General features: G+C 67.6%; 23 protein-coding genes. 2 read left to right on the top strand and 21 right to left on the bottom strand.

Going from position 1 to position 23,169, the window contains the following annotated elements; translation table 11 throughout:
- Nucleotides 1-5: 5 nt before the first annotated feature.
- From ACVWZN_RS01880 to ACVWZN_RS01855, 6 genes are all read right to left on the bottom strand, one after another.
- Nucleotides 6-575, bottom strand: a complete 570-nt coding sequence (locus ACVWZN_RS01880; RefSeq protein WP_456952370.1) for a hypoxanthine-guanine phosphoribosyltransferase — start codon at nucleotides 573-575, stop codon at nucleotides 6-8.
- 1 nt (nucleotide 576) lies between these two features.
- The gene (gene nagZ / locus ACVWZN_RS01875) at nucleotides 577-1,572 is read right to left on the bottom strand and encodes a beta-N-acetylhexosaminidase (RefSeq protein WP_456952369.1); all 996 of its coding nucleotides are present in this window, start codon (nucleotides 1,570-1,572) and stop codon (nucleotides 577-579) included.
- Nucleotides 1,573-1,642: 70 nt separating this feature from the next.
- A complete protein-coding gene (locus ACVWZN_RS01870; RefSeq protein ID WP_456952368.1) occupies nucleotides 1,643-2,128 on the bottom strand; it encodes a CYTH domain-containing protein in 486 nt (161 codons plus the stop codon).
- 571 nt (nucleotides 2,129-2,699) lie between these two features.
- A complete protein-coding gene (gene rlmD / locus ACVWZN_RS01865; RefSeq protein WP_456952367.1) occupies nucleotides 2,700-4,016 on the bottom strand; it encodes a 23S rRNA (uracil(1939)-C(5))-methyltransferase RlmD in 1,317 nt (438 codons plus the stop codon).
- A gap of 133 nt (nucleotides 4,017-4,149) precedes the next feature.
- Nucleotides 4,150-4,776 (bottom strand): DUF1318 domain-containing protein, encoded by a 627-nt coding sequence (locus tag ACVWZN_RS01860; protein ID WP_456952366.1) that lies wholly within the window; start codon nucleotides 4,774-4,776, stop codon nucleotides 4,150-4,152.
- A 73-nt stretch (nucleotides 4,777-4,849) separates the two neighbouring features.
- Entirely contained in the window at nucleotides 4,850-6,868 is a 2,019-nt protein-coding gene (locus ACVWZN_RS01855) for a hypothetical protein (protein WP_456952365.1), read from the bottom strand.
- A 34-nt stretch (nucleotides 6,869-6,902) separates the two neighbouring features.
- On the opposite strand from ACVWZN_RS01855, the gene ACVWZN_RS01850 reads away from it, so the two are divergent.
- Nucleotides 6,903-7,622, top strand: a complete 720-nt coding sequence (locus ACVWZN_RS01850) for a response regulator (protein WP_456952364.1) — start codon at nucleotides 6,903-6,905, stop codon at nucleotides 7,620-7,622.
- Here ACVWZN_RS01850 and recO read toward each other — a convergent pair.
- From recO to rpoE, 9 genes are all read right to left on the bottom strand, one after another.
- Nucleotides 7,604-8,350: a DNA repair protein RecO gene (gene recO / locus ACVWZN_RS01845; RefSeq protein WP_456952363.1), complete on the bottom strand. Its 747-nt coding sequence runs from the start codon at nucleotides 8,348-8,350 to the stop codon at nucleotides 7,604-7,606. The genes ACVWZN_RS01850 and recO overlap by 19 nt on opposite strands.
- A 60-nt stretch (nucleotides 8,351-8,410) precedes the next feature.
- Nucleotides 8,411-9,307, bottom strand: a complete 897-nt coding sequence (gene era / locus ACVWZN_RS01840) for a GTPase Era (RefSeq protein WP_456952362.1) — start codon at nucleotides 9,305-9,307, stop codon at nucleotides 8,411-8,413.
- Between the two features lie 49 nt (nucleotides 9,308-9,356).
- Entirely contained in the window at nucleotides 9,357-10,055 is a 699-nt protein-coding gene (rnc, locus tag ACVWZN_RS01835; RefSeq protein WP_456954683.1) for a ribonuclease III, read from the bottom strand.
- Nucleotides 10,034-10,408: a DUF4845 domain-containing protein gene (locus tag ACVWZN_RS01830; protein ID WP_456952361.1), complete on the bottom strand. Its 375-nt coding sequence runs from the start codon at nucleotides 10,406-10,408 to the stop codon at nucleotides 10,034-10,036. The genes rnc and ACVWZN_RS01830 overlap by 22 nt, the downstream gene beginning before the upstream one ends.
- 34 nt (nucleotides 10,409-10,442) lie before the next feature.
- Nucleotides 10,443-11,240, bottom strand: coding sequence for a signal peptidase I (lepB, locus tag ACVWZN_RS01825; RefSeq protein ID WP_456952360.1), 798 nt, complete (start codon nucleotides 11,238-11,240; stop codon nucleotides 10,443-10,445).
- Between the two features lie 93 nt (nucleotides 11,241-11,333).
- A complete protein-coding gene (gene lepA / locus ACVWZN_RS01820; protein ID WP_456952359.1) occupies nucleotides 11,334-13,124 on the bottom strand; it encodes a translation elongation factor 4 in 1,791 nt (596 codons plus the stop codon).
- A 99-nt stretch (nucleotides 13,125-13,223) separates the two neighbouring features.
- Entirely contained in the window at nucleotides 13,224-14,744 is a 1,521-nt protein-coding gene (locus ACVWZN_RS01815; protein WP_456952358.1) for a DegQ family serine endoprotease, read from the bottom strand.
- Nucleotides 14,745-14,805: 61 nt separating this feature from the next.
- Nucleotides 14,806-15,642, bottom strand: a complete 837-nt coding sequence (locus tag ACVWZN_RS01810; protein WP_456952357.1) for an RseA family anti-sigma factor — start codon at nucleotides 15,640-15,642, stop codon at nucleotides 14,806-14,808.
- Nucleotides 15,639-16,262 carry an RNA polymerase sigma factor RpoE gene (gene rpoE / locus ACVWZN_RS01805; RefSeq protein WP_456954682.1) on the bottom strand — a complete coding sequence of 208 codons (624 nt, stop codon included), beginning with the start codon at nucleotides 16,260-16,262 and terminating at the stop codon, nucleotides 15,639-15,641. Before rpoE ends, ACVWZN_RS01810 begins: the two co-directional genes overlap by 4 nt.
- A gap of 195 nt (nucleotides 16,263-16,457) precedes the next feature.
- Between rpoE and ACVWZN_RS01800 the strand changes: the two genes are divergently transcribed.
- Entirely contained in the window at nucleotides 16,458-18,518 is a 2,061-nt protein-coding gene (locus ACVWZN_RS01800; protein ID WP_456952356.1) for a 3-hydroxyacyl-CoA dehydrogenase NAD-binding domain-containing protein, read from the top strand.
- A gap of 96 nt (nucleotides 18,519-18,614) precedes the next feature.
- Here ACVWZN_RS01800 and ACVWZN_RS01795 read toward each other — a convergent pair whose 3' ends face one another.
- The 6 genes from ACVWZN_RS01795 to pabC form a co-directional block, all read right to left on the bottom strand.
- Nucleotides 18,615-19,223 carry a hypothetical protein gene (locus tag ACVWZN_RS01795; RefSeq protein WP_456952355.1) on the bottom strand — a complete coding sequence of 203 codons (609 nt, stop codon included), beginning with the start codon at nucleotides 19,221-19,223 and terminating at the stop codon, nucleotides 18,615-18,617.
- Nucleotides 19,224-19,354: 131 nt separating this feature from the next.
- Nucleotides 19,355-19,714 carry a PilZ domain-containing protein gene (locus ACVWZN_RS01790; protein WP_027082623.1) on the bottom strand — a complete coding sequence of 120 codons (360 nt, stop codon included), beginning with the start codon at nucleotides 19,712-19,714 and terminating at the stop codon, nucleotides 19,355-19,357.
- Entirely contained in the window at nucleotides 19,711-20,673 is a 963-nt protein-coding gene (locus tag ACVWZN_RS01785; protein WP_456952354.1) for a DNA polymerase III subunit delta', read from the bottom strand. Before ACVWZN_RS01785 ends, ACVWZN_RS01790 begins: the two co-directional genes overlap by 4 nt.
- Nucleotides 20,670-21,317 carry a dTMP kinase gene (tmk, locus tag ACVWZN_RS01780; RefSeq protein ID WP_456952353.1) on the bottom strand — a complete coding sequence of 216 codons (648 nt, stop codon included), beginning with the start codon at nucleotides 21,315-21,317 and terminating at the stop codon, nucleotides 20,670-20,672. The genes ACVWZN_RS01785 and tmk overlap by 4 nt, the downstream gene beginning before the upstream one ends.
- Nucleotides 21,314-22,363, bottom strand: coding sequence for an endolytic transglycosylase MltG (mltG, locus tag ACVWZN_RS01775; RefSeq protein ID WP_456952352.1), 1,050 nt, complete (start codon nucleotides 22,361-22,363; stop codon nucleotides 21,314-21,316). The genes tmk and mltG overlap by 4 nt, the downstream gene beginning before the upstream one ends.
- On the bottom strand, nucleotides 22,360-23,163 hold the full coding sequence (gene pabC / locus ACVWZN_RS01770) for an aminodeoxychorismate lyase (RefSeq protein ID WP_456952351.1): 804 nt from the start codon (nucleotides 23,161-23,163) through the stop codon (nucleotides 22,360-22,362). Before pabC ends, mltG begins: the two co-directional genes overlap by 4 nt.
- Between the last annotated feature and the right edge of the window lie 6 nt (nucleotides 23,164-23,169).

The following is a 23,169-nucleotide window of genomic DNA, read 5'->3' as shown; positions in this document are numbered from 1 at the left end:
CGGCGTCAGAGCGCTTTCAGCGCCTCGTCGGTCAGCGCGTGGATCGCCGGCAGGTTGCGGCCCTGCTCCTGGAAATCCATGCCGTAGCCAAAGACGTAACGGTCCGGCACGTCGACGCCGAAGTAGTCCGCGCGCACGCCTTCGACGCAGCGGTCGTGGCGCTTCACCGCGAGCGCAGCGATGCGGATGTCGACCGCGCCTTCCTCGCGGCACCACTGCACGATCGCGCGCAGCGTGTGGCCTTCGTCGAGGATGTCATCGGCAAGCAGAACGCGACGACCGGAAAGCGGCGTCGCGGGACGATGCTTCCACGTGAGATCACCACCGCTCGTCGCGCCGCGATAGCGCGTGGCGTGTAGGTAGTCGAACTCGAAGTCGACGCCGAGCGCGCCGACTTCCATTGCAAGCCGCCCCGCGAACGGCAGGCCGCCGTGCATCACCGTGAGGTAGACCGGCACGCTGCCGGCGAAGTCGCGCGCGATCGGTTGCGCCATGCGCGCGATGGCCTGTTCGAGCGTGTCGCGATCGTGGATGACGTCGCTGTTGGCCAGCGCCCAGGCGAGGTCACGCGCCATGTCAGGCGAGGCCTTCGATGCGCTGCTTCGTGGTGCCGTAGCGATCGTCCGCCAGCAGCTCGCGCCAGCCGAACGGACCGCGCCCGATCAGCGACGCCATGGACGCGGTGTTGAGCTTGCGACCTTCGACCGCCGCGAGCGATTCGGGCACGAGTTCCGGATGGCAGACCAGCACGACGTCGCAACCGGCATCCAGATGCGCATCGATGCGCGCCTTGATGCCGCCCGCGGAGAACGCCGCGGCCATGCCGATGTCGTCGGAGAACACGACGCCGCGGAAACCCATTTCCTTGCGCAGGATGTCCTCGATCCAGCGCTTCGAATAGCCGGCCGGATCGGGGTCGACGGCGGGATATTTGACGTGCGCCATCATCACCGCGTCGGCGCCTGCATCGATGCCAGCGACGAACGGAACGAGGTCGAGCGCGCGGATTTCTTCGAGCGGGCGCGGATCGACGGCGTCGTCGAAATGCGTGTCTTCGAGCACCGAGCCGTGGCCGGGGAAATGTTTGAGCGTCGCGGCCATGTCGGCGGCGTGCATGCCCTCGACGTACGCACGGGTGAACTCGGCGACGACCTGCGGGTCGGCGGAGAACGCGCGGTCACCGATGGCGCGATTGCCGCGGCCGAGGTCGACGACAGGCGCGAAGCTGAGGTCGACGCCGGTCGCGCGCACTTCGCTGGCCATCAGCCATGCGTGCTCGGTCGCGAGCTTGGTCGCGCCCTCGGGATCGCGGCGATACAGCTCGTCGAATTTCTCCAGCGGCGGAAACGCGGAGTAGCCGTCGCGGAAGCGCTGCACGCGCCCGCCTTCCTGGTCAACGCAGACCAGCTGCGGCCGCGGCGCGGCCTCGCGGATCGCCTGGCTGAGCTCGGCGACCTGCTGCTTGGACGCGAAGTTGCGGCTGAAGAGGATCACGCCACCGCAGGCATCGTGCTGCAGCCAGTCGCGTTCCTGCGCGGTGAGTTCGGTGCCGGCCACGCCGATTACGAGCATGTCGCAACACTCCGGTTTTCGATTCGGGCCGGCATTGTGCCCCGGACGGCGTCGACGCGCAGCGGCGGGCCTACCAGGCCGAATACGGCCGGCTGGCGAGCGCGAGGTTGTAGTAGCGCGGCTGGTCGGTGACCTCCTCGCCCAGCCAGTCTGGACGCTCGTAGGCGGCATCGGCGTCGTCGAGCTCGAGTTCGGCGACAACGAGGCCGGCGTTGTCGCCGAGGAACTCGTCGACCTCGAACGTCCGGCCACCGAACTCGACGTAATGCCGCACTTTCTCGATCTTGCCGCCGACCGACAGCTTTAGTAGCGCGCGGGCGTCGTCGACGGGAATCGGGTAGTCGAACTCCTGCCGCGTGGTGCCGAGCTCGCGCGACTTCATGTTGAGGAAGGCCTCGTCGCCCTGGATGCGGACGCGCACCGAGACGTTCATCGCGCCGGCGTCGAGCGTGGCGAGGTCGTTGAGGTAGGCCTGCGCCATTTCGACGCGCTTCGACGCTCGCGCGCGCCAAGCGTCGGAGGTGACGAGGAATTTGCGTTCGATTTCGAGGGGCATGGGCGATCGGCGGCCGGACGTGGCCGTCTACCTTGCCTTAGCGCGACTTCGCGAGCCAAGCGAAATCGTGAGACGCGGAGGGCGGCGCGCAGGAAGCGCGCCGTCGCCACCCGAGCCATGGATGGCGGGTGTGGCGATCGCGACCGAACGTCCGATCGCTGGCTGTAGATCTGATCGGGGAAGGCGCATTCTTTTGGGTACTTTTCTTTGCGCCAACAAAGAAAAGTACCTCGGGCGCGTTAGCGTCCGAAAGGCTGTTGATGTTGCTTCTGAAGAACGTCGCGATCGAAGGCAAAGGCGTTTCGTGCGCTAAAGCGCCCGAGTCACTTTTCTTTGCTCGTGCAAAGAAAAGTAACCAAAAGAAAGCACTTTTCCCCGACGGATCTACAGCTCGTGATCGGGTGGTATGTCGCGATCGCCACACTCGGCATCCTGCCTCGGGTGGCGACGACCGACGTCGTGTCGGCCGCCCCTTCGGGGTCTTTACGGCTGGTCTGGCTGTCGAAGCGAAAGCAAAGCCCTTGACCGCGCACTACGTCGCCAAACGCTGCGCGGTTCGCCAGCGGAACGACTACTTCTTCTCGAACACGGCAATCGACTCGACGTGCGCCGTGTGCGGGAACATGTCCATCACACCCGCGGCCTTCAACGTCCAGCCCTTCTCCTTCACGAGAAAGCCGGCATCGCGCGCGAGCGACGCCGGATGGCAGCTGACATACACGATCCGCTTGAACTGCTTCAACGGCAGATGCGCGAGGACGAAGTCCGCGCCGGAACGCGGCGGGTCGAGCAGGAGCTTGTCGAACGACTCGCGCATCCACGGTTCGCCGGAAAGATCCTTCGCAAGATCCGCGGCGTGGAATTCGACGTTCGTGATTCCGTTATGCGTGATGTTCTCGCGCGCGCGACGTACAAGGCCCGCGTCGCCTTCGACGCCCACCACTTCGCGTGCATAACGCGACAGCGGCAAGGTGAAGTTGCCGAGTCCCGCGAACAGATCGAGCACGCGCTCTTCCGGCTGCGGGTCGAGCAGTTCGATGGTGCGCTGGATCATGCGGTGGTTAAGGCCCGCGTTGACCTGGATGAAATCCAGCGGCCGGAACACCAGCTCGACGTTCCACTCGTCCAGTCTGAACGCGAGCTTCGGCTCGTCGGGCTCCAGCGGATGCACGGTCTCCAGGCCGCCCGGCTGCAGGTAGATCGAGAAGCCCTGTTCGCGCCCAAATGCGGCGAGCTTCGCGCGGTCGCCTTCGCTCAGCGGTGCGAGGTGGCGGAACGTCAGTGCGATGGCGTCGTCGCCGGCGATGAATTCGATCTGGGGAATGTCGCGGCGGCCGTCCATGCCGTCGATCAGTGCCGACAGCGCGCCGATCTTCGAACCGATCGACGGAATCACGGTGTGACATTCGGCGATGTCGGCGACGAACCGCGGATCGGTTTCGCGGAAGCCGACCAGCGTCTTGTCCTTCTTCTCGACGCGCCGCACCGAGAACCGCCCCTTGCGGCGATAGCCCCAAGCGTCGTGCGTCAGCGGGTCGAGCACGGACTTCGGCGTGACGTGGCCGATTCGCTCGAGGTTTTCCATCAGCACGCGCTGCTTGGCGACGATCTGCTTCGCTTCGTCGTAGTGCTGCAGCGCGCAGCCGGCGCAGGTGCCGAAATGAGCGCAGCGCGGCGCAACGCGCTCGCCGGCGGCGTCGATCACTTCGACCGTGCGCGCTTCGTCGAACGTGCGGTGTTTGCCGGTGCGGACGGCGACGACCTTTTCGCCCGGCAGTGCGCCAGCAACGAAGACGGCTTTGCCGTCGGGCAGGCGCGCGACACCGCGGCCGTCATGCGTGAGGTCGGTGATGTCGACGGAAAACGGGGTGAGATCGAGACGGGCCACGGCGTGCGCAACGGGAAGACAGCCGCGAATTGTCCCAGAAACGCCCGCCGCGCCCTGAACCGGGTCCGCAAAAGGCGACGGCCCGCCGAAGCGGGCCGCCGTTCGGCGCCCCGGGGCGCCTCTCGAAAACGGGTTACTTCTGCTTCCAGGCCCCGCCGGACTGGTACCACCAGCCGCCGTGTGCGCTGTCGATCCACTGCCGCGCGAACTCCTCGCGGATGCGCGATTCCCACTCCGCGTGCCCGTTGGCAACGGCGATCTCGCGATACACCGCGGCGCGGTCGCGGTTCTCGTCCGCGACGGCTTGGTTCACCGCGACGCGATCCTTGAGCGCGAGCTTGGCCGCGTCGCGCACGGTGACCATGCCGTCGGCGGTGAAGCCGAGCGCACCGGCGTCGAATGCGGCCCGCAGCTGGCTGTCGAAGCGCTGCTCCATGCGCGCCTGGATGGCCTGGATGGCCGGCGTCTGGATCTTGAAGTTGGGCTGCGACTGCGCGTACGCGCTGCCGATGCCCATGACCGACGCGAGGTCGACGCGCGCGAGCTGCGAGGTGACGCGCTCGGACCACGGCGCCTGGATCGACGCGCTGCCACCACCCGGCTTCACTGGCTCCACGGTCTTGGCGTCCGGATCGTTGATCACCTTCTCGACGAACTGCTTCGCCGCCTCACGCGCCTCGGCGGCCGGGAAATACACGTTGATGGTCACGCACGCGGTGAGCGCGACGGCGAGGGGCGGCAGCATCATCCAGCGGCGCATGGGTGTTTCTCCAGTCGGTTGAGGCGATCGTGCCGAAGCATGCGTGAAGCGAGGCGAAACGTGAACAGGGGTGTCACTGCACCACCGGTTTGGCCTCACCCTTCCCCACCGCCACGAGGCGTTCGACCAGCGTCGGCCAGTCCACGCGACGGTTGATGCCGACCACCGTCAGCCACGGGATGCCACCGCCCTGCACGATGGTGAAGCTGTTCGGGCCGCGATCGCCGAGCCCGCCCATCTCGCAGACCTCGTCCGCGAGCCGGCAGTCGATACCGATCGCGGAGTAGGCGAAGTCGTCGAACAACCCGATCAGGCGCGCCTGCAGGCCGGCACCAAACGACGCATCGCCGACGCTCGACAGGTCCTGCACCGCGCGCTGCGAGATGCGCTGGCGCGTGCCGATGTGGCGATCAGTGCGCAGGTGCGCGTCGAAGGCGACGGGCTGCCAGTCGACCAGGCGCAGGCCGCCAATGTGGCCGTCGAGCTTGCCGGTGATGCTGCCGAAACCGAGCACGCCGGTGAGTGATTCGAGGTCGAGGTCGTCGAACGCGATGTCCGCGCTCAGCGTCGGCGCGACGCCGAACGGGCGTTCCATCGACAACGCGGAGACGTCGAGCCGTCCGCCGAACAACGCCATCGACAGGCCACCGTCGAATACGAGTTGCTGCGCCGCGTAATGCGCGCTGGGGATGCGGCCGGAGAGCTGGCCGGTGAACGCGGGCAGCCCGAGCGCCTTCGCGAGCTCGCCGATGTCGAGGTTCTGCACGTCGAGGCCGAAGTCCGCGCTCGCGCCGGTCGCGCCGCTCGACGGCTGGATCGCGAGGTGGTCGAAGTGCAGGCGACCGCCGAGCATGGGCACGTCGACGGGCTGCGCGAAGGCCAGACGCCCCTGTTCGCTGCGCATGGGCAGCGTGGATGCGCCGAACGCGAGCCCGTATAGGTGGCCGGACGTCCAATGTAGTTCGCTGTCGACCGGCGCCGCTGCCGAATAACGCACGTCGCCGGCGAGGTCGTGGAATGCGAAGCGTCCCTTCGGATCGTCGAGTTTGACGGCGTTGAAGCGTGCGTCCACCGCGTGCAGCGCGCCGTCGCCCATGTCGACGTGCGCATCGACGCCGCCACGCAACGCTAGGTCGCCGAGGCCCGCTGCACCGAGCCAACCGGTCAGGTACGGCGCTTTCAATCCCGCAAGATCTGCACTGCGCACGTCCGCCTGCAACGCGCGCACGCTTGCATCCGGACCGAACGCAGCGCTGCCCGACGCCCGCAGCACGCCGTCGTCGCGCCACTCGAAATGCGGCACCTGCCAGCAGCAATCGCCGTGCTGCACGGCATCGATGGAAATGTCGCCCATGCGACCAGCGAGTGCGAGGTACGCAGTGCCGAACAGTGCTTCGCCGCCGCCGAGCCGGCCTCGCAGTGCGACGCGATCGGTCGCGCCCAATGTCATGTCGAGGTCGAGACGCGCGTCGAGACCTTCCGCCGCGATCGTGCCGTCGGGCGTGTCGAACGAAACATCGCGCAATGTCATCGGGCCGACGATGCGCAGGTCGTGGTCCGGCGTGGTGACGGCGAAGGTCGCGTCACCAGCGCCTGCCTTGAGCTGCGCGGCGGGCCAAGCCTTTGCGAGCAGGCTGCGTATCCAGGCGAGCGGAACGGCGGTGAGCTCGACGCGCGTGGCGTCGCCGGTCGTGTCGTCGTGTCGAACGCGGATCGCCGTGCCGCCGCGCGTGAGCTGCGCCTGCACGCCGGCGTCGGCGAGATCGAGGCGCAGCTGCATCGCGCCCTGTCGCGTCACCGCCGGGCCGTCGCAATGCCAACCGCTCCAACCGTCGCGACGCAGTGCGCAATGCCAGTCGACAGCCGTGAAGTGATAGCCGAGGTCGGGCGCATCGACTTTTTCGGCACGAAGGCGCAGCGCGCCCTGCTTCGCAGTCGGCGGCCAATCGAGATCGATGCGAACGCCGCGCATCTCGCCACCGGGCAGCGTCATGCGCGCGACGCGGGCATGCGCCGAACGCGCGTGCGCAGGCGCGGCCGCCAGCAACGTGGCGGCCAGCAGCACCGCGACGATCGCGCGTACGATGGGCATCGCCGCGAGCATACCGACAGGACGCCGACTCACGATGACGGACCATCGACACCACCGCGCGCTGCTCGTCGAGGACGATGCCGTCAGCGCCGCCTTCCTCGAAGCCGCGCTGGCCCGCGTACCGCTTCACGTCGACGTCGCGCGCAACTGCGCCGCGGCGCGTGAGCTGGCAGCGTCGACCAAGCATGACCTCTGGGTGTTCGACGCGAATCTTCCGGATGGTCGGGGTGACGCGCTGCTCATCGCACTGCGTGCGCAAGGGCTGATGACGCCTGCGATCGCACACACGGCCGCGCGCGAGGCCGAAGAACACGAACGCCTGCTCGCAGCCGGGTTTCTCGAAGTTCTCGTCAAACCGTTGTCGACCGCCGAAACCGCGGCTGCCGCCCGCATGGCGTTGGGGCTCGATGCCGCGTTGCCGTCGCCCACCCCGGCCGACCCGACGTTGCCGCTCTGGGACGACGCATCGGCGCTGTCCGCGCTGCTCGGCGATCGCGGCCATCTCACTGCGTTGCGCGGGCTATTCCGGCCGGAGCTCGACGTCGTGCATCGCTCGCTCGCGGATGCGGTCGATGCAGATGACCGCGCGGAAATCCGCTCGCTGCTGCATCGCCTGCGCGCGAGTTGTGGTTTCGTCGGCGCCGCGCGCCTCGGCGATGCGGCCGCGCGACTCGCAACGCAGGAGCCGCAGGACGGCTGGGCCGCGTTCGACGCCGTCCTACGTGCAACGCGCGATCAGTTCCCCGAAGGCTGACCACCCGCACCGACGCGCGACAACTCGCCGAGCATCTGCCACGAGGTCAGTCCGCGCGGGCCGACATGGTGCTCGAGCACGCGACGCATGCCGCGTCGCAACGCGGCGAGGTCGCCGGGTGCCGGCATTTCATCCTGTGCAAGCGCGAGCAATGCCTGCCCGCTCGGCGCATCGCTGCGATCGGCGGCGCCGCGATCACTGAGCAAACGTCGCGGACCGTTCTCGGCATCGAGCCGATACCGCGCCATGGGATCGATCGGCTGACCATCGCCGTCGAATGACCAGTCGAACCCAAGACCCAATGCTTCGAGCAGGTCACGTTCGTAGCGACGGAGCGTCCACGCCAATGGCTCGCCTGCGCGCAGTCGCTCGCGAGCGCGGGCGTAGGCGGTGAACAGGTCGGGCTGCGGATCGTGTCGCGGCGCAAGGCGCAGCGTCAATTCGTTGAGGTAGAACGCCGCGAGCGCGGCATCGCCGATCAGTCGTGGTGCGGCGTCGACAGCCTCGGCATTCGCCATCTGCGCGAGTTCGCCGCGCTGCACGGCGTCGAAGCGGATCCACTGCAAAGGTTGCAGCGCCGCACGAAGCAGTTGTCGACGAGGTCCGGTGACGCCGCGCGCGAGCATACCGATGCGGCCGTACTGCGCGGTCAGCAGCTCGAGCAGCAGGCTGGTCTCGCGATACGGCCGCGCGTGCAGGACGAAGGCGTTTTCCTGGGCGTAGCGCATGGCGGCGTCCGGACGTCGGCCTAACGTGGCGCAGTCAACGCGAATGCCATGGCGCGACGATCAGTCGTGATAACCCAGCGACTTAAGCGCCGCCTCGTCGTCCGACCAGCCCTCGCGCACGCGCACCCAGGTCTCGAGAAAGACCTTCGAATCGAACAGCTTTTCCATCTGCTGGCGCGAACGCGCGCCGATCTCGCGCAGGCGTTCGCCGCCCTTGCCGATCACGATGCCCTTCTGCCCCGCGCGCTCGACCCAGATCACCGCGCCGATACGCAGTAGCGCGCCGTCGACCTCGAAATTCTCGATCTCGACCGTCGTCGCATACGGCAGTTCATCGCCGAGCTGGCGCATCAACTGCTCGCGCACCATTTCGCCCGCAAGGAAGCGCTGGCTCTTGTCGGTGATCTCGTCCTCGCCGTACAGCGCGTCCTGCTCGGGCACCAGCGCGAGCGCGGCACGGACCAATCCCTCGAGGCCCTGCGCCTTCAGCGCGGACACCGGATGCACCGACGCGAAGTCGCGCCCATTGCTGACCTTGGCGAGATACGGCAGCAGCGCCGTCTTGTCCTTCATGCGGTCGACCTGGTTCACGACCAGCACGACGGGCACGCCCGCCGCCTTGATCGCGTCGTAGGCGAGGCCGTCCTCGTCATCCCAGCGACCGGCCTGCACGACCAGCATCACCGCATCGACGCCTTCCAGCGCGCCACGCGCGGCGCGATTCATCATGCGATTCATCGCGCGCTTCTGCTCGCGATGCAGGCCCGGCGTGTCGAGCAGCACGAGCTGACCTTCGGGGAAGGTCGCGATGCCCAGCAGGCGATGACGGGTGGTCTGCGGGCGGTTCGAGGTGATCGAGATCTTGGCGCCGACGAGCGCATTGACCAGCGTCGATTTGCCGACATTCGGGCGGCCGATGACGGCGACGTGGCCCGCGCGGTGGGATTTGGCATTCATGCCGCGATTGTACGGGCCGTGCGTCGCAGCCCGTGGAAACGGCGCGATCTCAGGCCTTGCGGTCGGCCTGCACGGCTTCGATCTGCACCATCGCGGCCTCGGCGGCCGCCTGCTCGGCGATGCGGCGCGAGGTGCCCTCGCCTTCCGTCACCAGTGCGGGCTGCGCAAGCGTGCAGCTGACATGGAAGATGCGCGCGTGTTCCTCGCCGTCCTCCGACAGCAGTGCGTAGACCGGCAACGGCCGCTGGCGGGCCTGCAGCCACTCCTGCAGCCGCGTCTTGGCGTCCTTGCCGACCTTGTTCGGCGGCGGCAGTGCGGCCATCGCAGGCTCGAACCACGGCAGCACCGCGGCGCGGCATGTTTCGAAATCGGAGTCGAGATAGATCGCCGCGACCAGCGCCTCGACCGCGTCCGCCAGGATCGAATCGCGGCGATGCCCGCCGGACTTCATCTCGCCGGGCCCGAGCGTGAGCTTCGTGCCGAGGTCGAGGTTACGCGCGATCTGCGCCAGCGACGACTCACGGACCAGTTCGGCGCGTGCGCGCGTCAACGCGCCTTCGTCGACCTTCGGCCATCGCAGGTACAGCGCCTCGGCGACGAACAGGTTGACCAGCGCGTCGCCGAGGAACTCGAGCCGCTCGTTATGCGGCGTGCCGGCGCTGCGATGCCGCAGGGCCTGTTCCAGCAACGCAGGCTGCCGGAACGAATGACCAATAACGCCCACGATCAATCCGTGATGCGCTTGAATTCCTTCTCGGAGTGGAAGTGGCCGATGACGTCGAGGTTCGCGATCAGCGGACGCTGCACGTCGTAATCGACCGTCATCACCCAGCCCGCGTCCTTGCGCTTCAAGGTCACGTTCTCCGGCTTCACGTCGTCACCGTAGTTGACGTCCATGCGACGGAAGAAAAGGTCCTTGATCTTCGCCGGATCGTTGTCGGACATGCCGGCTTCGCTGGCCATGCCCTCCAAAGCCTTCTTGACCGAGAAATATTCCGAATACATCGGGATGAGCTTCATGCCGACGTAGATGAACACGCCGACGATCCCGAGCACGACGATGAAGCTGGCCAGGGTCATGCCCTGCTGTTGGCGTCTCATGACTCTCTCCCCAAGGGTCTTCACGCGGACGATATCACCGGATCGGGGTGCCGATGCGCGAGGCATCGAACGCACCCGAGCAAACCCAGCCTTCGCAGTTCAACCAGATCAGGAAGGCCTTGCCGCGCAGGTTCGCTTCCGGCAGGAAGCCCCAGTATCGGCTGTCTTCGCTGTTGTCGCGATTGTCGCCCATCACGAAATAGTGCCCGGCCGGCACGGTCCACTCGCCGTCGCCGTCGGTGCGGATCAGGTCGCTGCGCGCGAGGATGTGGTGCGGACGGCCCGGCAGCGCTTCCTGCATTTCTTCGGCGCCGGTCATCTCCGCGCCATTGGCGACGCCCTGGTACACGCCGATCGGCTGCGCCTGCACGGGCTTGCCGTTGAGGAAAAGCTGATGGTCGTGATACGCGATCTGATCGCCGGGCAAGCCGATGATGCGCTTGATCCAGTCCTGCTCCGGATGGTGCGGTGGCTTGAACACCACGACGTCGCCACGCTGCGGCTCGCCGATCGGTACCACCTTCGCGTTGGTGATCGGCAGGCGCAGGCCGTAGCTGAACTTGTTGACGAGGATGAAGTCGCCGGTGAGCAGCGTCGGCATCATCGAGTTCGACGGGATGCGGAACGGCTCGGCGACGAAGCTCCGCAGCAGGAGCACCGCCGCGAGCACCGGGAAGAACGACTTCGCGTAGTCGACGAGCATGGGCTCGTCGTCGGTCTCGAGCAGGCCATCACGCGCGGTGCGGCGCTCGGCGAAGAACAGCTTGTCCAGCAGCCAGATGACGCCACTGGCGAGCGTCAGCACGACGAGGATGATTTCGAACCAGCGCATGGCAGTCCCTGCAAACGGAATTCGTGACGGGAGCTTGGATCGTGGACGGCCGCCGGGGTTCCCGAAGTCCCGGCCTGCCCGACGGCACTTGCGTTACTGGTCGACCTTCAAAACCGCGAGGAAGGCTTCTTGCGGAATCTCGACGCGCCCGACCTGCTTCATGCGCTTCTTGCCTTCCTTCTGCTTCTCGAGAAGCTTCTTCTTCCGCGAGATGTCACCGCCGTAGCACTTGGCGAGCACGTTCTTGCGCAATGCCTTGACCGTCGTCCGCGCGATCACCTGCGCGCCGATCGCCGCCTGGATGGCGACGTCGAACTGCTGGCGCGGGATCAGTTCCTTCATCTTCTCGGTCAGGTCACGCCCGCGGCGGTCGGCGTGACTGCGATGCGTGATGATCGACAGCGCATCGACCTTGTCGCCGTTGATGAGCGTATCGACGCGCACGAACGGGCCGGCCTGGAAACGCAGGAAGTGGTAGTCCAGCGACGCATATCCGCGCGACACCGACTTCAGCTTGTCGAAGAAATCGAGCACCACTTCGGCCATCGGCAGCTCATAGCTGATCTGCACCTGCTGGCCCATGTAGGTGATGCCGATCTGCACGCCGCGCTTTTCCTCGCACAGCGTGATCACGTTGCCGACGTAATCCGGCGGCGTGAGGATGTTGGCGCGGATGATCGGCTCGCGGATCTCGTCGACCATGTTGACCGCCGGCAGCTTGGCCGGGTTGTCCATGGGGATGATCGAGCCGTCGGTCTTGAGCACCTCGTAGATCACCGTGGGTGCGGTGGTGATCAGGTTGAGGTTGTACTCGCGCTCGAGGCGCTCCTGCACGATTTCCATGTGCAGCATGCCGAGGAAGCCGCAGCGGAAACCGAAGCCCATCGCCTCCGAACTTTCCGGCTCAAAGCGCAGCGCGGCGTCGTTGAGGCGCAGCTTTTCAAGCGCTTCGCGGAGATCCGGATAGTCCTCGGCGTCGACCGGGAACAGTCCCGCGAACACGCGCGGCTGCATTTCCTGGAAGCCCGGCAATGGCGACAGCGCCGGCTGCGCGGTATGCGTCAGCGTGTCGCCTACAGGCGCGCCATGCACGTCCTTGATCGATGCGGTAACCCAGCCCACCTCGCCCGCGCGCAGCGCGTCGAGCGGCTTGCGCTTGGGGGTGAACACGCCGACGCCTTCGACCTGGTGCGAGCGCCCCGTCGACATCACGAGCAACTTGTCGCCCGGCTTGATCACGCCCTGCATGACGCGCACCAGCGACACCACGCCGAGGTAGTTGTCGAACCACGAGTCGATGATCAGCGCCTGCAGCTTGTCGGTATCGCGCGGCTTCGGCGGCGGGATGCGCAGGACGATCGCCTCCAGCACGTCGATGACGTTGAGCCCGGTCTTCGCGCTGATGGCGACGGCGTCCTCGGCGTCGATGCCGATCACCGCTTCAATCTCCGCCTTCGCGCGCTCGATATCGGCGGTCGGCAGGTCGATCTTGTTGAGCACGGGCACCACTTCGAGACCCTGCTCGACGGCCGTGTAGCAGTTGGCGACCGACTGCGCTTCCACGCCCTGCGCGGCGTCGACGACGAGCAGCGCGCCTTCGCACGCGGCGAGCGAACGACTGACTTCGTAGCTGAAGTCGACGTGGCCCGGCGTGTCGATGAAGTTCAGGAAGTAGGTCTTGCCGTCCTTCGCGGTGTACGGCAGCGAGACGGACTGCGCCTTGATGGTGATGCCGCGCTCGCGCTCGATCGGATTCGAGTCGAGCACCTGCGCTTCCATTTCGCGCGCTTCGAGGCCGCCGCAGATCTGGATGATGCGATCGGCGAGCGTCGACTTGCCGTGGTCGACGTGCGCGATGATGGAAAAGTTGCGGATCTGCTGCATGAAGCGGGCTGCGCCAAGGCGAAATAACGCGGAATTATCGCATAGCGCCCGGTCCCGCCCCGGCGACCGCGGGATTTCCGCGGTCGCCGCAGGGAAACGTCAGCTGCCGGTCGGATCGACCGCGACGAACTGCGTCGAAGTGCCGCGTCGGACGAGAAGCATGATCGCCTGGCCGCGCGGCAGCGCCGATACGGCGCGCGACAGGTCCGCTGCGCTGCCGACCGGGCTGCGGCCGACCTGCAGGATCACGTCGCCCGGCTGCAGGCCCGCATCGCGAGCCGGCGTGCCATCGACGCGACCGATCTTGACGCCTTCCCCGTTGCCAAGGCCGAGACGCTTGCGCTCCGCAGGCGTCAGGTCCTGCACAGCGATGCCGAGACTGGCGTTCGATGACGGCTCGGCGACGGGCGCGCGCGCCGGCGCCTCGTCGCTCGCATCCGCGGCTGCGACGCTGAGCGCATCGAGCACCACCGGAACCTGCACGGTCTTGCCTTCGCGAATGACGGTGAGCTGCGCCTTGCTCTTGGGCGGAAGCGCGCCGATCAGCGGAGGCAGGTCGCCGGAATCGTTGACCGCGCGACCATTCACTGCGCGGATCACGTCGCCGCGCAGCAGGCCGGCACGCGCCGCGGCGCTGTTGGGCAGCACGTCGGCGACGAGCGCACCCGATGCGCTCGGCAGGCCCATCGAATTCGCGAGGCTCGCGGTCATCTGCTGCACCTGCACGCCGAGCTGGCCGCGCGATACGCGTCCCGTCGTGCGCAGTTGCTGGACGACGGAGGCCGCGAGGTCCATCGGGATCGCGAAGCTCACGCCCTGGTAGCCGCCGGAACTCGAGAAGATCTGCGAGTTGATGCCGACCACCTCACCGCGCGTGTTGAGCAGCGGGCCGCCGGAATTGCCACGATTGATCGCGACGTCGGTCTGGATGAATGGCACGTACTGCTGGTTGGCGTACGGGTTCGAGCGGCCGACCGCGCTGACGATGCCGGCCGTCACCGAGTGATCCAGCCCGAACGGCGAACCGATCGCGACCACCCACTGGCCGGGCTTGGGCGCGTCGGTCGCAGTGCGCAGCGCCGGCAAGCCCTTGCCCTCGATCTTCAGCAGCGCGACGTCCGATTGCTCGTCGCTGCCGACCAGCTTGGCCTTGAACTCGCGACGGTCGGACAGGCGCACGGTGATCGTGCTGGCGCCGTCGACCACGTGGTGGTTGGTGAGGATGTAGCCGTCGTCGGAGATGAGGAAGCCACTGCCGAGCGAGATGCCCTGCAGGCTGTCGTCCGGACGCGCGGGCTGCTTCGGGCCGGCGCCGGCACCTGCACCCGGCGGGTCCTCGCCGAAGAAGCGCTTGAAGAATTCGGGGATCTCGTCGTCTTCATCGCCGAGGCGGCGGTTGTTGCCGCCGCGGATCTCGGCCGAAACGTTGACCACGGCCGGGCCGACCTGCTGGACGAGGTTGGTGAAGTCCGGCAGGCCGGACACCATCGACACGGCCGGCGGCGCGGTCGACGGGACGGGCAGCGACGCGGCGGCTTGCGGCTGCTGGGCCGTGCAGGCGGCGGGCAGCGCGAGCGCGATCGCGCCGACGAGGGCGAGCGTGTGGAGCGGTCGGTTCATCGAATCGGCCTCGAAAACAGTCGGGAGGGCCGGCAGCGCCGGCCTCGATACGTAGAAGGGATCAGGGCGTAGCGGCCTGCCCGTTCGCTTCGCCGTGCAGGCGCGGCTCGAACGGGTAGAACGACGGCGACTCGCCGCGAGTCTCGCTCACGGTGCCATAGCTGGCAGTGAGCGCGCCGGTGCCGAGCGCGGCGCGCGGCCACGGACGCGACGTCAGCGGGTCGGTCGCGGGCACGTGGAACGGGTTCGCCGCGTCCGGCGGCGTGAACGCGGCGACGGCGACGCGGGTCGGCGCTTCGGCTTCGCCACGCGCGACGGTGTCGATGCGACGTGCGGGACGCGCCAGGGAGCTGCGCACCGGCGGGCGGTCGACCGACGCTAGCTGCGCACGTGGCGCGGTCGGCGCGAGATCGTCTGCCGTCGTCGACGCAACCGCTGCCGGGGTTTCGACCGCCGGAGTCGTCGCTACCGGCACGCTCGGCGTCACCGCAGGCACTGCAGTCGTCGCAACCGCAGGCACGGACGGCGCGGCAGCACGCTCAGGCCCGCGCGTTGCGACCACTGCAACCAGTGCCAACGACGCGGCCAGCGCACCGCCCACCCACAGACGGGCCGGACGACGCGTCGGGGCCGCGATCGTTGCAACCGCTGGCGCCGGCGCGAGCACGGGAGCCTCGCTCGCGACCGCAGCGCGAACACGCCACGCAAGGTCCGCTGGCGCGGCGATCGGTGCCTGCTTGCGCATCGCGTCGCCGATCAGCTGCCAACGGCCGCAGTCGTCCTGCCAGCCGTTGTCGTGCGACAGGCGACGCATCGCGAACAGGCGCGCTTCGCCTTGCAGCTCGCCGTCGAACAGCGCGCTCAGGGATTCACGGTCTTGCTTGTCGTTCGGCTTCATCGCTGCCGCTCCCGGGTTCGGGTTTCGCGTTCGGGGTCGAGAAGGGGCTTGAGCTGAACGTCGATCGCTTCGCGGGCGCGGAAAATGCGCGAGCGAACCGTTCCGATCGGGCAACCCATGCGCTCTGCGATCTCGTCGTAGCTGAGGCCTTCCACCTCGCGCAACGTGATCGCTTCGCGCAGCTCCGCGGGCAACCGGTTCACCGCGTCCATCACCGTGGTTTCGATCTCCTGCCGCAGCAACTCGTGCTCGGGCGTGTCGGTATCGCGCAGGCGCAGCGACGCGTCGAACTGCTCGGCGTCCATGACGTCGATGTCGTCGGTCGGCGGCCTTCTGTGTTGCGCGACGAGATGATTCTTGGCGGTGTTCACGGCGATCCGGTGCAGCCACGTGGAGAACTGGGCGTCACCCCGGAAGTTGCCCAGCGCGCGGTAAGCACGCATGAAGACTTCCTGTGCGACGTCCTGGCATTCGCTCCAGTCGTGCACGTAGCGCCCGATCAGCCCGACGATCCGATGCTGGTACTTGCGCACCAGGACATCGAACGCGGAGCTGTCGCCGCGCTGCACGCGCTCGACCAGCTCCCGGTCCAGGGACTCGCGTCCCGGGCCGGATTCCATTGCAGACCCTTCCTCTTCGGCCATGTCGGGCCGGCACTCCTGTATCGGCCCGGCATCGCCGAGCACTGGGACAACGCCATCGCGGAAAAGTTCATCGGCCGCGGCAGGCGCGGGGCGCGGAACAGGGCGCGGATTGACGCACGCGAAACAACTCGCATGATAGCCGGATGCTCCATACGTGAACGGATGGTCGTAATGCCTGCCCCCTCCCGCTTTGACGGCCTGCCGATGCACCACTGGCGCGCCGAGTCCCGTGACGACGGCGTCGTCGTGCTGTCGTTCGACAAGGCGGAAAGTTCCGTCAATACGTTCTCGCAGGACGTGCTCATCGAGCTCGACGGCCTGCTCGAGCGGCTGCAGCTCGAGCCGCCGAAAGGCCTGGTGATCCGCTCGGCGAAAACCAGCGGATTCATCGCCGGCGCCGACATCAAGGAATTCCAGGTCTTCGACCAGCGCGGCACGGTGAACGACGCGATCGCGCGCGGCCAGCGCGTTTTCCAGCGCATCGCCGACCTGCCCTTCCGCACCGTCGCGGCGATCCACGGCTTCTGCATGGGCGGCGGCACCGAGATCTCGCTCGCCTGCGACTACCGCGTCGCCAGTGACGATGCGTCCACGCGCATCGGCCTACCCGAAGTGAAGCTCGGCATCTTCCCGGGCTGGGGCGGCAGCGTTCGCCTCCCGCGCCTGATCGGCGCACCCGCCGCGTTCGACCTGATGCTCACCGGCCGCACCGTCAGCGGCAAGGCGGCGAAGGCGATGGGCCTGGTCGACCGCGTCGTGCCGGTCGATCAACTGATGGAGGCGGCAATCAAGCTCGCGACGCGCGGCACGGAACGCACGTTCCAGCAGCGCGCGCTCGCGTGGGCGACGAACACGTGGCCGGCGCGACAAGCGATCGCGCCGCAGCTCGTGAAGCAGGTTTCGCGCAAGGCGAGAAAGGCGCACTACCCCGCGCCGTATGCACTGATCGAAAGCTGGCGCCGCGGCAGTGGTTCGACGAAGCAGTTGCTCGACAACGAGCGCCGCGCCGTCGTGAAAATGTCGTCGACGCCGACCGCACGCAACCTCATCCGCGTGTTCTTCCTGCAGGAGCGTCTGAAGTCGCAGGGCGACAGGAACCACGGCATCAAGCGCGTGCATGTCGTAGGCGCCGGCGTGATGGGTGGCGACATCGCGGCGTGGTCGGCCTACAAGGGTTTCGAGGTGACGCTGGCCGATCGCGAGCAGCGTTTCGTCGACGCGGCGATGCAGCGTGCGTCGGAACTCTTCGCCAAGCGCGTCAAGGACGACAGCAAGCGCCCCGAAGTCGCGGCGCGTTTGCGCAGCGACGTCGCGGGCGAAGGCGTGGCCGATACCGACCTGCTGATCGAAGCGATCGTCGAACGACCCGACGCGAAGCGTGCGCTGTACGGCGAGGTCGAGCCGCGCATGAAGCCCGATGCATTGCTGACGACCAACACGTCGTCTATTCCGCTCGACGAATTGCGCGAAGGCCTGCATCGCCCGGCGCAGTTCGCCGGCTTGCATTACTTCAATCCCGTCGCGCTGATGCCGCTGGTCGAGATCATCCGCCACGACGGCATGGATCCTCGCACCGAGCAACGCCTCGCCGGCTTCTGTCGCGCGATCGACAAGTTCCCGGTGCCGGTCGCGGGCACGCCGGGCTTCCTCGTCAACCGCGTTCTGTTCCCGTACATGCTCGAAGCCGCGACGGCATATGCGGAAGGCATTCCGGGCCCGATCATCGACAAGGCCGCGGTGAACTTCGGCATGCCGATGGGGCCGATCGAACTCGTCGACACGGTCGGTCTCGACGTTGCCGCGGGCGTTGGTCGCGAACTAGCGCCTTTCCTCGGCCTGCCGGTTCCTGCCGCACTGGCGACGCCGCCGGAAGCGGGACGTCGCGGCAAGAAGGACGGCCAGGGCCTATACAAGTGGGAGAACGGCAAGGCCGTCAAACCTGAGATTCCGCAGGGCTACACGGCGCCGGACGATCTCGAGGATCGATTGATCCTGCCGCTACTCAACGAGGCGGTCGCCTGCCTGCACGACGGCGTGGTGTCTGACGCCGACCTGCTCGATGCGGGCGTGATCTTCGGCACGGGCTTCGCGCCATTCCGCGGCGGCCCGATCCAGTACGTCCGCGAGACCGGTGTCGACGTTCTGCTGCAGCGTCTGCGCCAGCTCGAAGCCAGGCACGGCGCGCGGTTCGCGCCGCGTCTGGGTTGGGACAATCCGGCGTTGCGTGCGTAATCGAGAGTCCGTCGCGCTGCATTGCGCGCGGCGGACTTCGCCTGGTTCGTAAATCGATGATCGAACGCGACGGTGTGCTGCACCGTCGCAGCGAAACTAGTTCGTCGTCGGTCGCGACAGATCGATGCCGACTTCGCACACGGTCGGCGGCAGCTTGCGAACGATCGGCAGGTCCGACATGAAGTCGGCGTCGCCGATCGGATAATCATCCGGCGAATCCGACGGTTCGCACAGCGTCACCGGGCCGACGAAGCGCCCGTCATTCGACAGCTTGCCGCCCTTCCAGTCGGTGACGACACCGCCGTAATCCCAGCCAAAACCTGCGAATTCGAACGGCCGACCGTTGAGTCGCTCGAGTTCGACCGTGGTGATGCCCGTACGCACGCCGTCGGCGCGTGTCCACACGGATGGCTTGCGCACGTACAGGGCTGACGGATGCTCGGCCTTCTCGTCGAGGTGCACTTCGATGCGGCGCGTCGCGTCTTTCGGAAACAGCACCCAGCCCGGCGCTTCCGCGCCTTCGGCGCCGTGCAACGTCTCGTGCGCGATCGCCGCATCGCCGTAGCGTTCGCGCAGCGTGTCGTAGGTGTCGGTGGCGGATGCGACGTCGTCGAGCCGCGCGGGCGGCGTCGATGCGGAGGATGGTTCGCGCTGTTCGGCGATCGTCGAGCGCGGCGCACGCGGCTCGCGCGCGGACGGCGACACCGCTGCGGTCGTGGATGGTGCGGCCGGCGTCGATGGCTCCGGCGCAGGCGCGCATGCCGCGAGCGCAACGACTAGCGCAATCGCAAACGGACGATGCATAGCGGACGGACGCAAGCGATGCGTCGCGCCGATCACATCGTGTGCGTCGAGCGGTCGCCGGTGAGCAGGCCGGCCAGCAGCGTCTCGATCTTGCCCTTCACCGAATCGCCTTCCGGCGTTTCCGGGAACTGCACGCCGATGCCGGCCGGATGCCCGCCCTGCGCGCCGACCGGCGTCAGCCAGACGACCTTGCCCGCCACCGGCAGGCGCTCGCCCGATTCCGGCAGCGTGACCAGCAGGAAGACTTCGTCGCCCAGCGTGTAGCGCTTCGGCGTCGGCACGAAAATGCCGCCGCCTTTCAGGAACGGCATGTATGCCTGGTACAGCTGGGACTTGTCCTTGAGGACCAGCGACAGGATTCCCTGTCGCGCGCCGCCGGGAGTAGCACTCATCGGTCGCGGATCTCCTGGCCCGCACGCGATGCCGCGCGCCAGGCCGTCAACAGTTCGATCAGCACGAGGTCCGCGCGGACCGTGGTCCGCAACAGGTCGCGACTGCGGTTCGCTTGGTCGAACCAGGTCGCCAGACTGCGCGCGGCGTGCGGGTCGGTCAAGCCGCGCACCCGTTCGACCGCCAGGTCGGCCGCGTGGCGCAGGCGCAGGGCGGCCTGGTCGTCTGCGGCCCATTGCTGGGCGATTTCCTGCGAGGTGGCATCGCCGCGCGCGAGCTTCTGAAGGTCGGCGGCGACGCGGCGGCGGATTTCGAGCCCGCCATTGCGCAGCCAGTCGTTGGCGAGGCCGGGATGCCCGTTCGCGGCCTGCAGGGCCTCGTCGACATCCTTTGCCGCGTGGCCCTGCGCGAGCAGCCAGGCGCGCGCTTCGTCGGCCGGTGGCAGGCGAAATTCCACGCGCTGGCAGCGGCTGCGGATCGTCGCGGACAGCCGCGCGGGATGCGCGGACACCAGCCACAGGTAGCGGCCCGTCATCGGTTCTTCGAGCGTCTTCAGCAGCGCGTTCGCGGCAGACGTATTGATCGCATCGGCCGGGTCGACGATCGCGACCTGCGCGCGCCCGTACTGCGGCGTCAGCGCCAGCGCGGCGGACAACTCGCGCATCTGGTCGATGACGATCTCGCTGCGCAGCTTGGTGCCTTCGCGATTCGGGATGAAGCTGATGAAGCGGTAGTCCGGATGCGTGCCGGCGTCCAGCAGGCGACAGCTGCGACAGACGCCGCAGGCGTCGATGCCGTTCGGCGTTTCGCAGAGCACGCGCCGCGCGAGACGGATTGCGACGTCGCGCTTACCCAATTGCGCGGGGCCGCAGAACAGCTGCGCATGACCGAGGCGGCCCGACTCCAGCGTCGCCGCCACCTGCGCGTACATGCGCGACTGCCAGGGCGCCATTGCGCTCATGCGAGCGACGCGCGATGACGACGCAGCGCGTCGACGGCGGCAGCACTTACCGCTTCCGGCGACTGCGATGCATCGATCACCACGAAGCGATGCGGATGCGCCTTCGCACGCGCGAGATACGCGGCGCGCACGCGCTCGAAGAACCCGACCTGCTCGGACTCGATGCGATCCGCGTCGCCGCGGCCGCGCATGCGTGCGAGGCCGACGTCGACCGGGACATCCAACAGCAGCGTCAGCCCGGGCTCGATGCCGACGAACTCGCGTTCGAGCACGTCGATGAGATGCGGATCGCAGCCGCGTCCGCCGCCCTGGTAGGCATGGCTCGCGTCGGTGAAGCGATCGCTCAGCACCCAGTCGCCTCGTTCGAGTGCGGGCGCGATCACCTGCGCAACCAGCTGCGCGCGCGAGGCGAACATCATCAGCAATTCCGTGCGGTCGCACGGCGCTTCATGCGTCGGGTCGAGCAGCAACTCTCGGATGCGCTCGGCGAGCGGCGTGCCGCCCGGTTCACGCGTGCAGGTCACCGCGCCGTCGCGTTCGAGCTCCGCACGCAACGCGGCCAGCACGGTCGACTTGCCCGCGCCCTCCCCGCCTTCCAGCGTCACGAGTTTCGGCTCGCGACGCAGCACGACCGCTTCCGTCATTGCGGTGCGGCCTGCGCGGCGCGGTAATTGACGAGGTACTTCTGCACGTTCTGCTGGTGCTCGGCGAGCGTCTTCGCGAAGAAGTGGTGGCCGCTACCATCGCCACGCGCGACGAAATACAGCGCATCACCCGGCGCGGGATTCGCGACCGCCTGCAATGCAGCCACGCCCGGCATCGCGATCGGCGTCGGCGGCAGGCCGGCGCGCGTATAGGTGTTGTACGGGCCGTCGGTCAGCAGGTCGACCTTGCGGATGTTGCCGGCGTACGTGCTGCCCATGCCATAGATCACGGTGGGGTCGGTCTGCAGCATCATCCCGAGCTTGAGGCGGCGCGAGAACAGGCCCGCGATCTCCGGGCGCTCCTCGGCAATACCCGTTTCCTTTTCGACGATCGACGCCAATGTCAGCATCTCGTCCGGCGTCTTCACCACGCTGTCGGCGCTGCGCGAGCGCCACGCGGCATCGAGCGCCTTCTGCATCGACTTGTAGGCGCGACCGAGCACGTCGAGATCGGTGTCGCCGCGCGTGTAGATGTACGTCTCCGGCAGGAAACGACCTTCCGGATGCTGGCCCGGATGGCCGAGCTTCGCCATCAGCGCGGTGTTGTCGAGCTGCGCGCTGTCGTGCACCAGTGCATCAGCCTTGGCCAGCGCATTGCGCACGTCGCGGATGTTCCAGCCTTCGACGATCGTCACCTTGTGCTGGATGACGTGGCCGTCGCGCATGTCCATCAGCAACTGCCGCGCCGTCATGTTCGGTTCGAGGCGGTATTCGCCGACCTGGATGCGACCCGCTGCGCCGAGCTGTTTCGCAAGCGCGGTCCATTCCAGCGTCGAGCCTTCCACGCCCGCGTCGTGCAGCTTGCGCAACACCTTCGGCAGCGAATCGCCCTGCCGCACGACGAGGCTGCTGCCGGGCTTGACGCCGCGCATCGGCGCGTCGGCGAAGTCCGCGTACAGGTACCAGGCGCCGGCGAGCGCAGCGACCAGCGCGACGAGCAACAGCAGGCTGAAACAACCACTTCGGCGCTTGCGCGAACGGCTCACGGCGACTCCGGTGTGTGTGCGAAGGCAGGATGTTCGGTCGCCAGACGGCCCCGAAGCCGGGCGACCTGCGGATGCGGCGACCACACGCGATCGCCTAGTCGCGCGACTTCGAGGATACCGCGCACGGCATTGCAGACGAACAGGGCGTCGGCGGATTCGATGTCCTGCGGCACGATGTGGACCTCGCGTGCGCCAAGCGCCACGACGGCCCAGTCGCGACAGACGCCGCGCACGCCGCAGCGATCGATCATCGGCGTCGACCAGCCGTCCCTGTTCAGCAGGAACACATTGCCAGCGACCGCACTGACGACGTGGCCGTCGGTGTCGAGCATCAGGCCTTCATCGGCGGTTTCGTCCGGCGCCCATTCGCTGCGCGCCAGCACCTGTTCGAGGCGATTGCAGTGCTTGATGCCGGCGAGTCGCTCTTGGATCGCGAGGCGCGTCTCGCACCAGCGAAGGGTGATGCGTTGAGGCGATACCGGTGCGTCGTGGCGCGACAGCATCCAGAACGGTTCGCCATGCGACGGGGCGTAGCTGCGGCCGCCGGCGCCTCGCGTCACGATCAGCTTGGCTAAGCCGTCGCGGCCGTCGAGGAACCCGGCAAGTTCCACGCGCACCTGCGATTCGTCTGGCAGACGTAACGCAAGCACCTCCGCCCCGCGACGCAGGCGCGCCCAGTGGCGATCCCACCACGGCACGTCGCCGTCGAATGCGCGCATCGTCTCGAACAGCCCGTCGCCGTACGCGAGCCCGCGATCGTTCGGCGCGATCGCATCGATGCGCGTCGAGCCCGAGAACATGCGCAC

The sequence above is a fragment of the Lysobacter sp. HA35 genome (assembly GCF_054061195.1).
The sequence above is the reverse complement of the archived record's forward strand: the minus strand, read 5'-3'. Positions and strand labels throughout refer to the sequence as shown.

Bases quoted from the DNA above. Each gene is read 5' to 3' on its own strand.
- ACVWZN_RS01880 (WP_456952370.1), bottom strand. From the start codon at position 575: ATGGCGCGTGACCTCGCCTGGGCGCTGGCCAACAGCGACGTCATCCAC.
- nagZ (WP_456952369.1), bottom strand. From the start codon at position 1,572: ATGCTCGTAATCGGCGTGGCCGGCACCGAACTCACCGCGCAGGAACGC.
- ACVWZN_RS01870 (WP_456952368.1), bottom strand. From the start codon at position 2,128: ATGCCCCTCGAAATCGAACGCAAATTCCTCGTCACCTCCGACGCTTGG.
- ACVWZN_RS01860 (WP_456952366.1), bottom strand. From the start codon at position 4,776: ATGCGCCGCTGGATGATGCTGCCGCCCCTCGCCGTCGCGCTCACCGCG.
- ACVWZN_RS01855 (WP_456952365.1), bottom strand. From the start codon at position 6,868: ATGCCCATCGTACGCGCGATCGTCGCGGTGCTGCTGGCCGCCACGTTG.
- ACVWZN_RS01850 (WP_456952364.1), top strand. From the start codon at position 6,903: ATGACGGACCATCGACACCACCGCGCGCTGCTCGTCGAGGACGATGCC.
- recO (WP_456952363.1), bottom strand. From the start codon at position 8,350: ATGCGCTACGCCCAGGAAAACGCCTTCGTCCTGCACGCGCGGCCGTAT.
- era (WP_456952362.1), bottom strand. From the start codon at position 9,307: ATGAATGCCAAATCCCACCGCGCGGGCCACGTCGCCGTCATCGGCCGC.
- ACVWZN_RS01830 (WP_456952361.1), bottom strand. From the start codon at position 10,408: ATGAGACGCCAACAGCAGGGCATGACCCTGGCCAGCTTCATCGTCGTG.
- lepB (WP_456952360.1), bottom strand. From the start codon at position 11,240: ATGCGCTGGTTCGAAATCATCCTCGTCGTGCTGACGCTCGCCAGTGGC.
- lepA (WP_456952359.1), bottom strand. From the start codon at position 13,124: ATGCAGCAGATCCGCAACTTTTCCATCATCGCGCACGTCGACCACGGC.
- ACVWZN_RS01815 (WP_456952358.1), bottom strand. From the start codon at position 14,744: ATGAACCGACCGCTCCACACGCTCGCCCTCGTCGGCGCGATCGCGCTC.
- ACVWZN_RS01810 (WP_456952357.1), bottom strand. From the start codon at position 15,642: ATGAAGCCGAACGACAAGCAAGACCGTGAATCCCTGAGCGCGCTGTTC.
- rpoE (WP_456954682.1), bottom strand. From the start codon at position 16,262: ATGGAATCCGGCCCGGGACGCGAGTCCCTGGACCGGGAGCTGGTCGAG.
- ACVWZN_RS01800 (WP_456952356.1), top strand. From the start codon at position 16,458: ATGCCTGCCCCCTCCCGCTTTGACGGCCTGCCGATGCACCACTGGCGC.
- ACVWZN_RS01790 (WP_027082623.1), bottom strand. From the start codon at position 19,714: ATGAGTGCTACTCCCGGCGGCGCGCGACAGGGAATCCTGTCGCTGGTC.
- ACVWZN_RS01785 (WP_456952354.1), bottom strand. From the start codon at position 20,673: ATGAGCGCAATGGCGCCCTGGCAGTCGCGCATGTACGCGCAGGTGGCG.
- tmk (WP_456952353.1), bottom strand. From the start codon at position 21,317: ATGACGGAAGCGGTCGTGCTGCGTCGCGAGCCGAAACTCGTGACGCTG.
- pabC (WP_456952351.1), bottom strand. From the start codon at position 23,163: ATGTTCTCGGGCTCGACGCGCATCGATGCGATCGCGCCGAACGATCGC.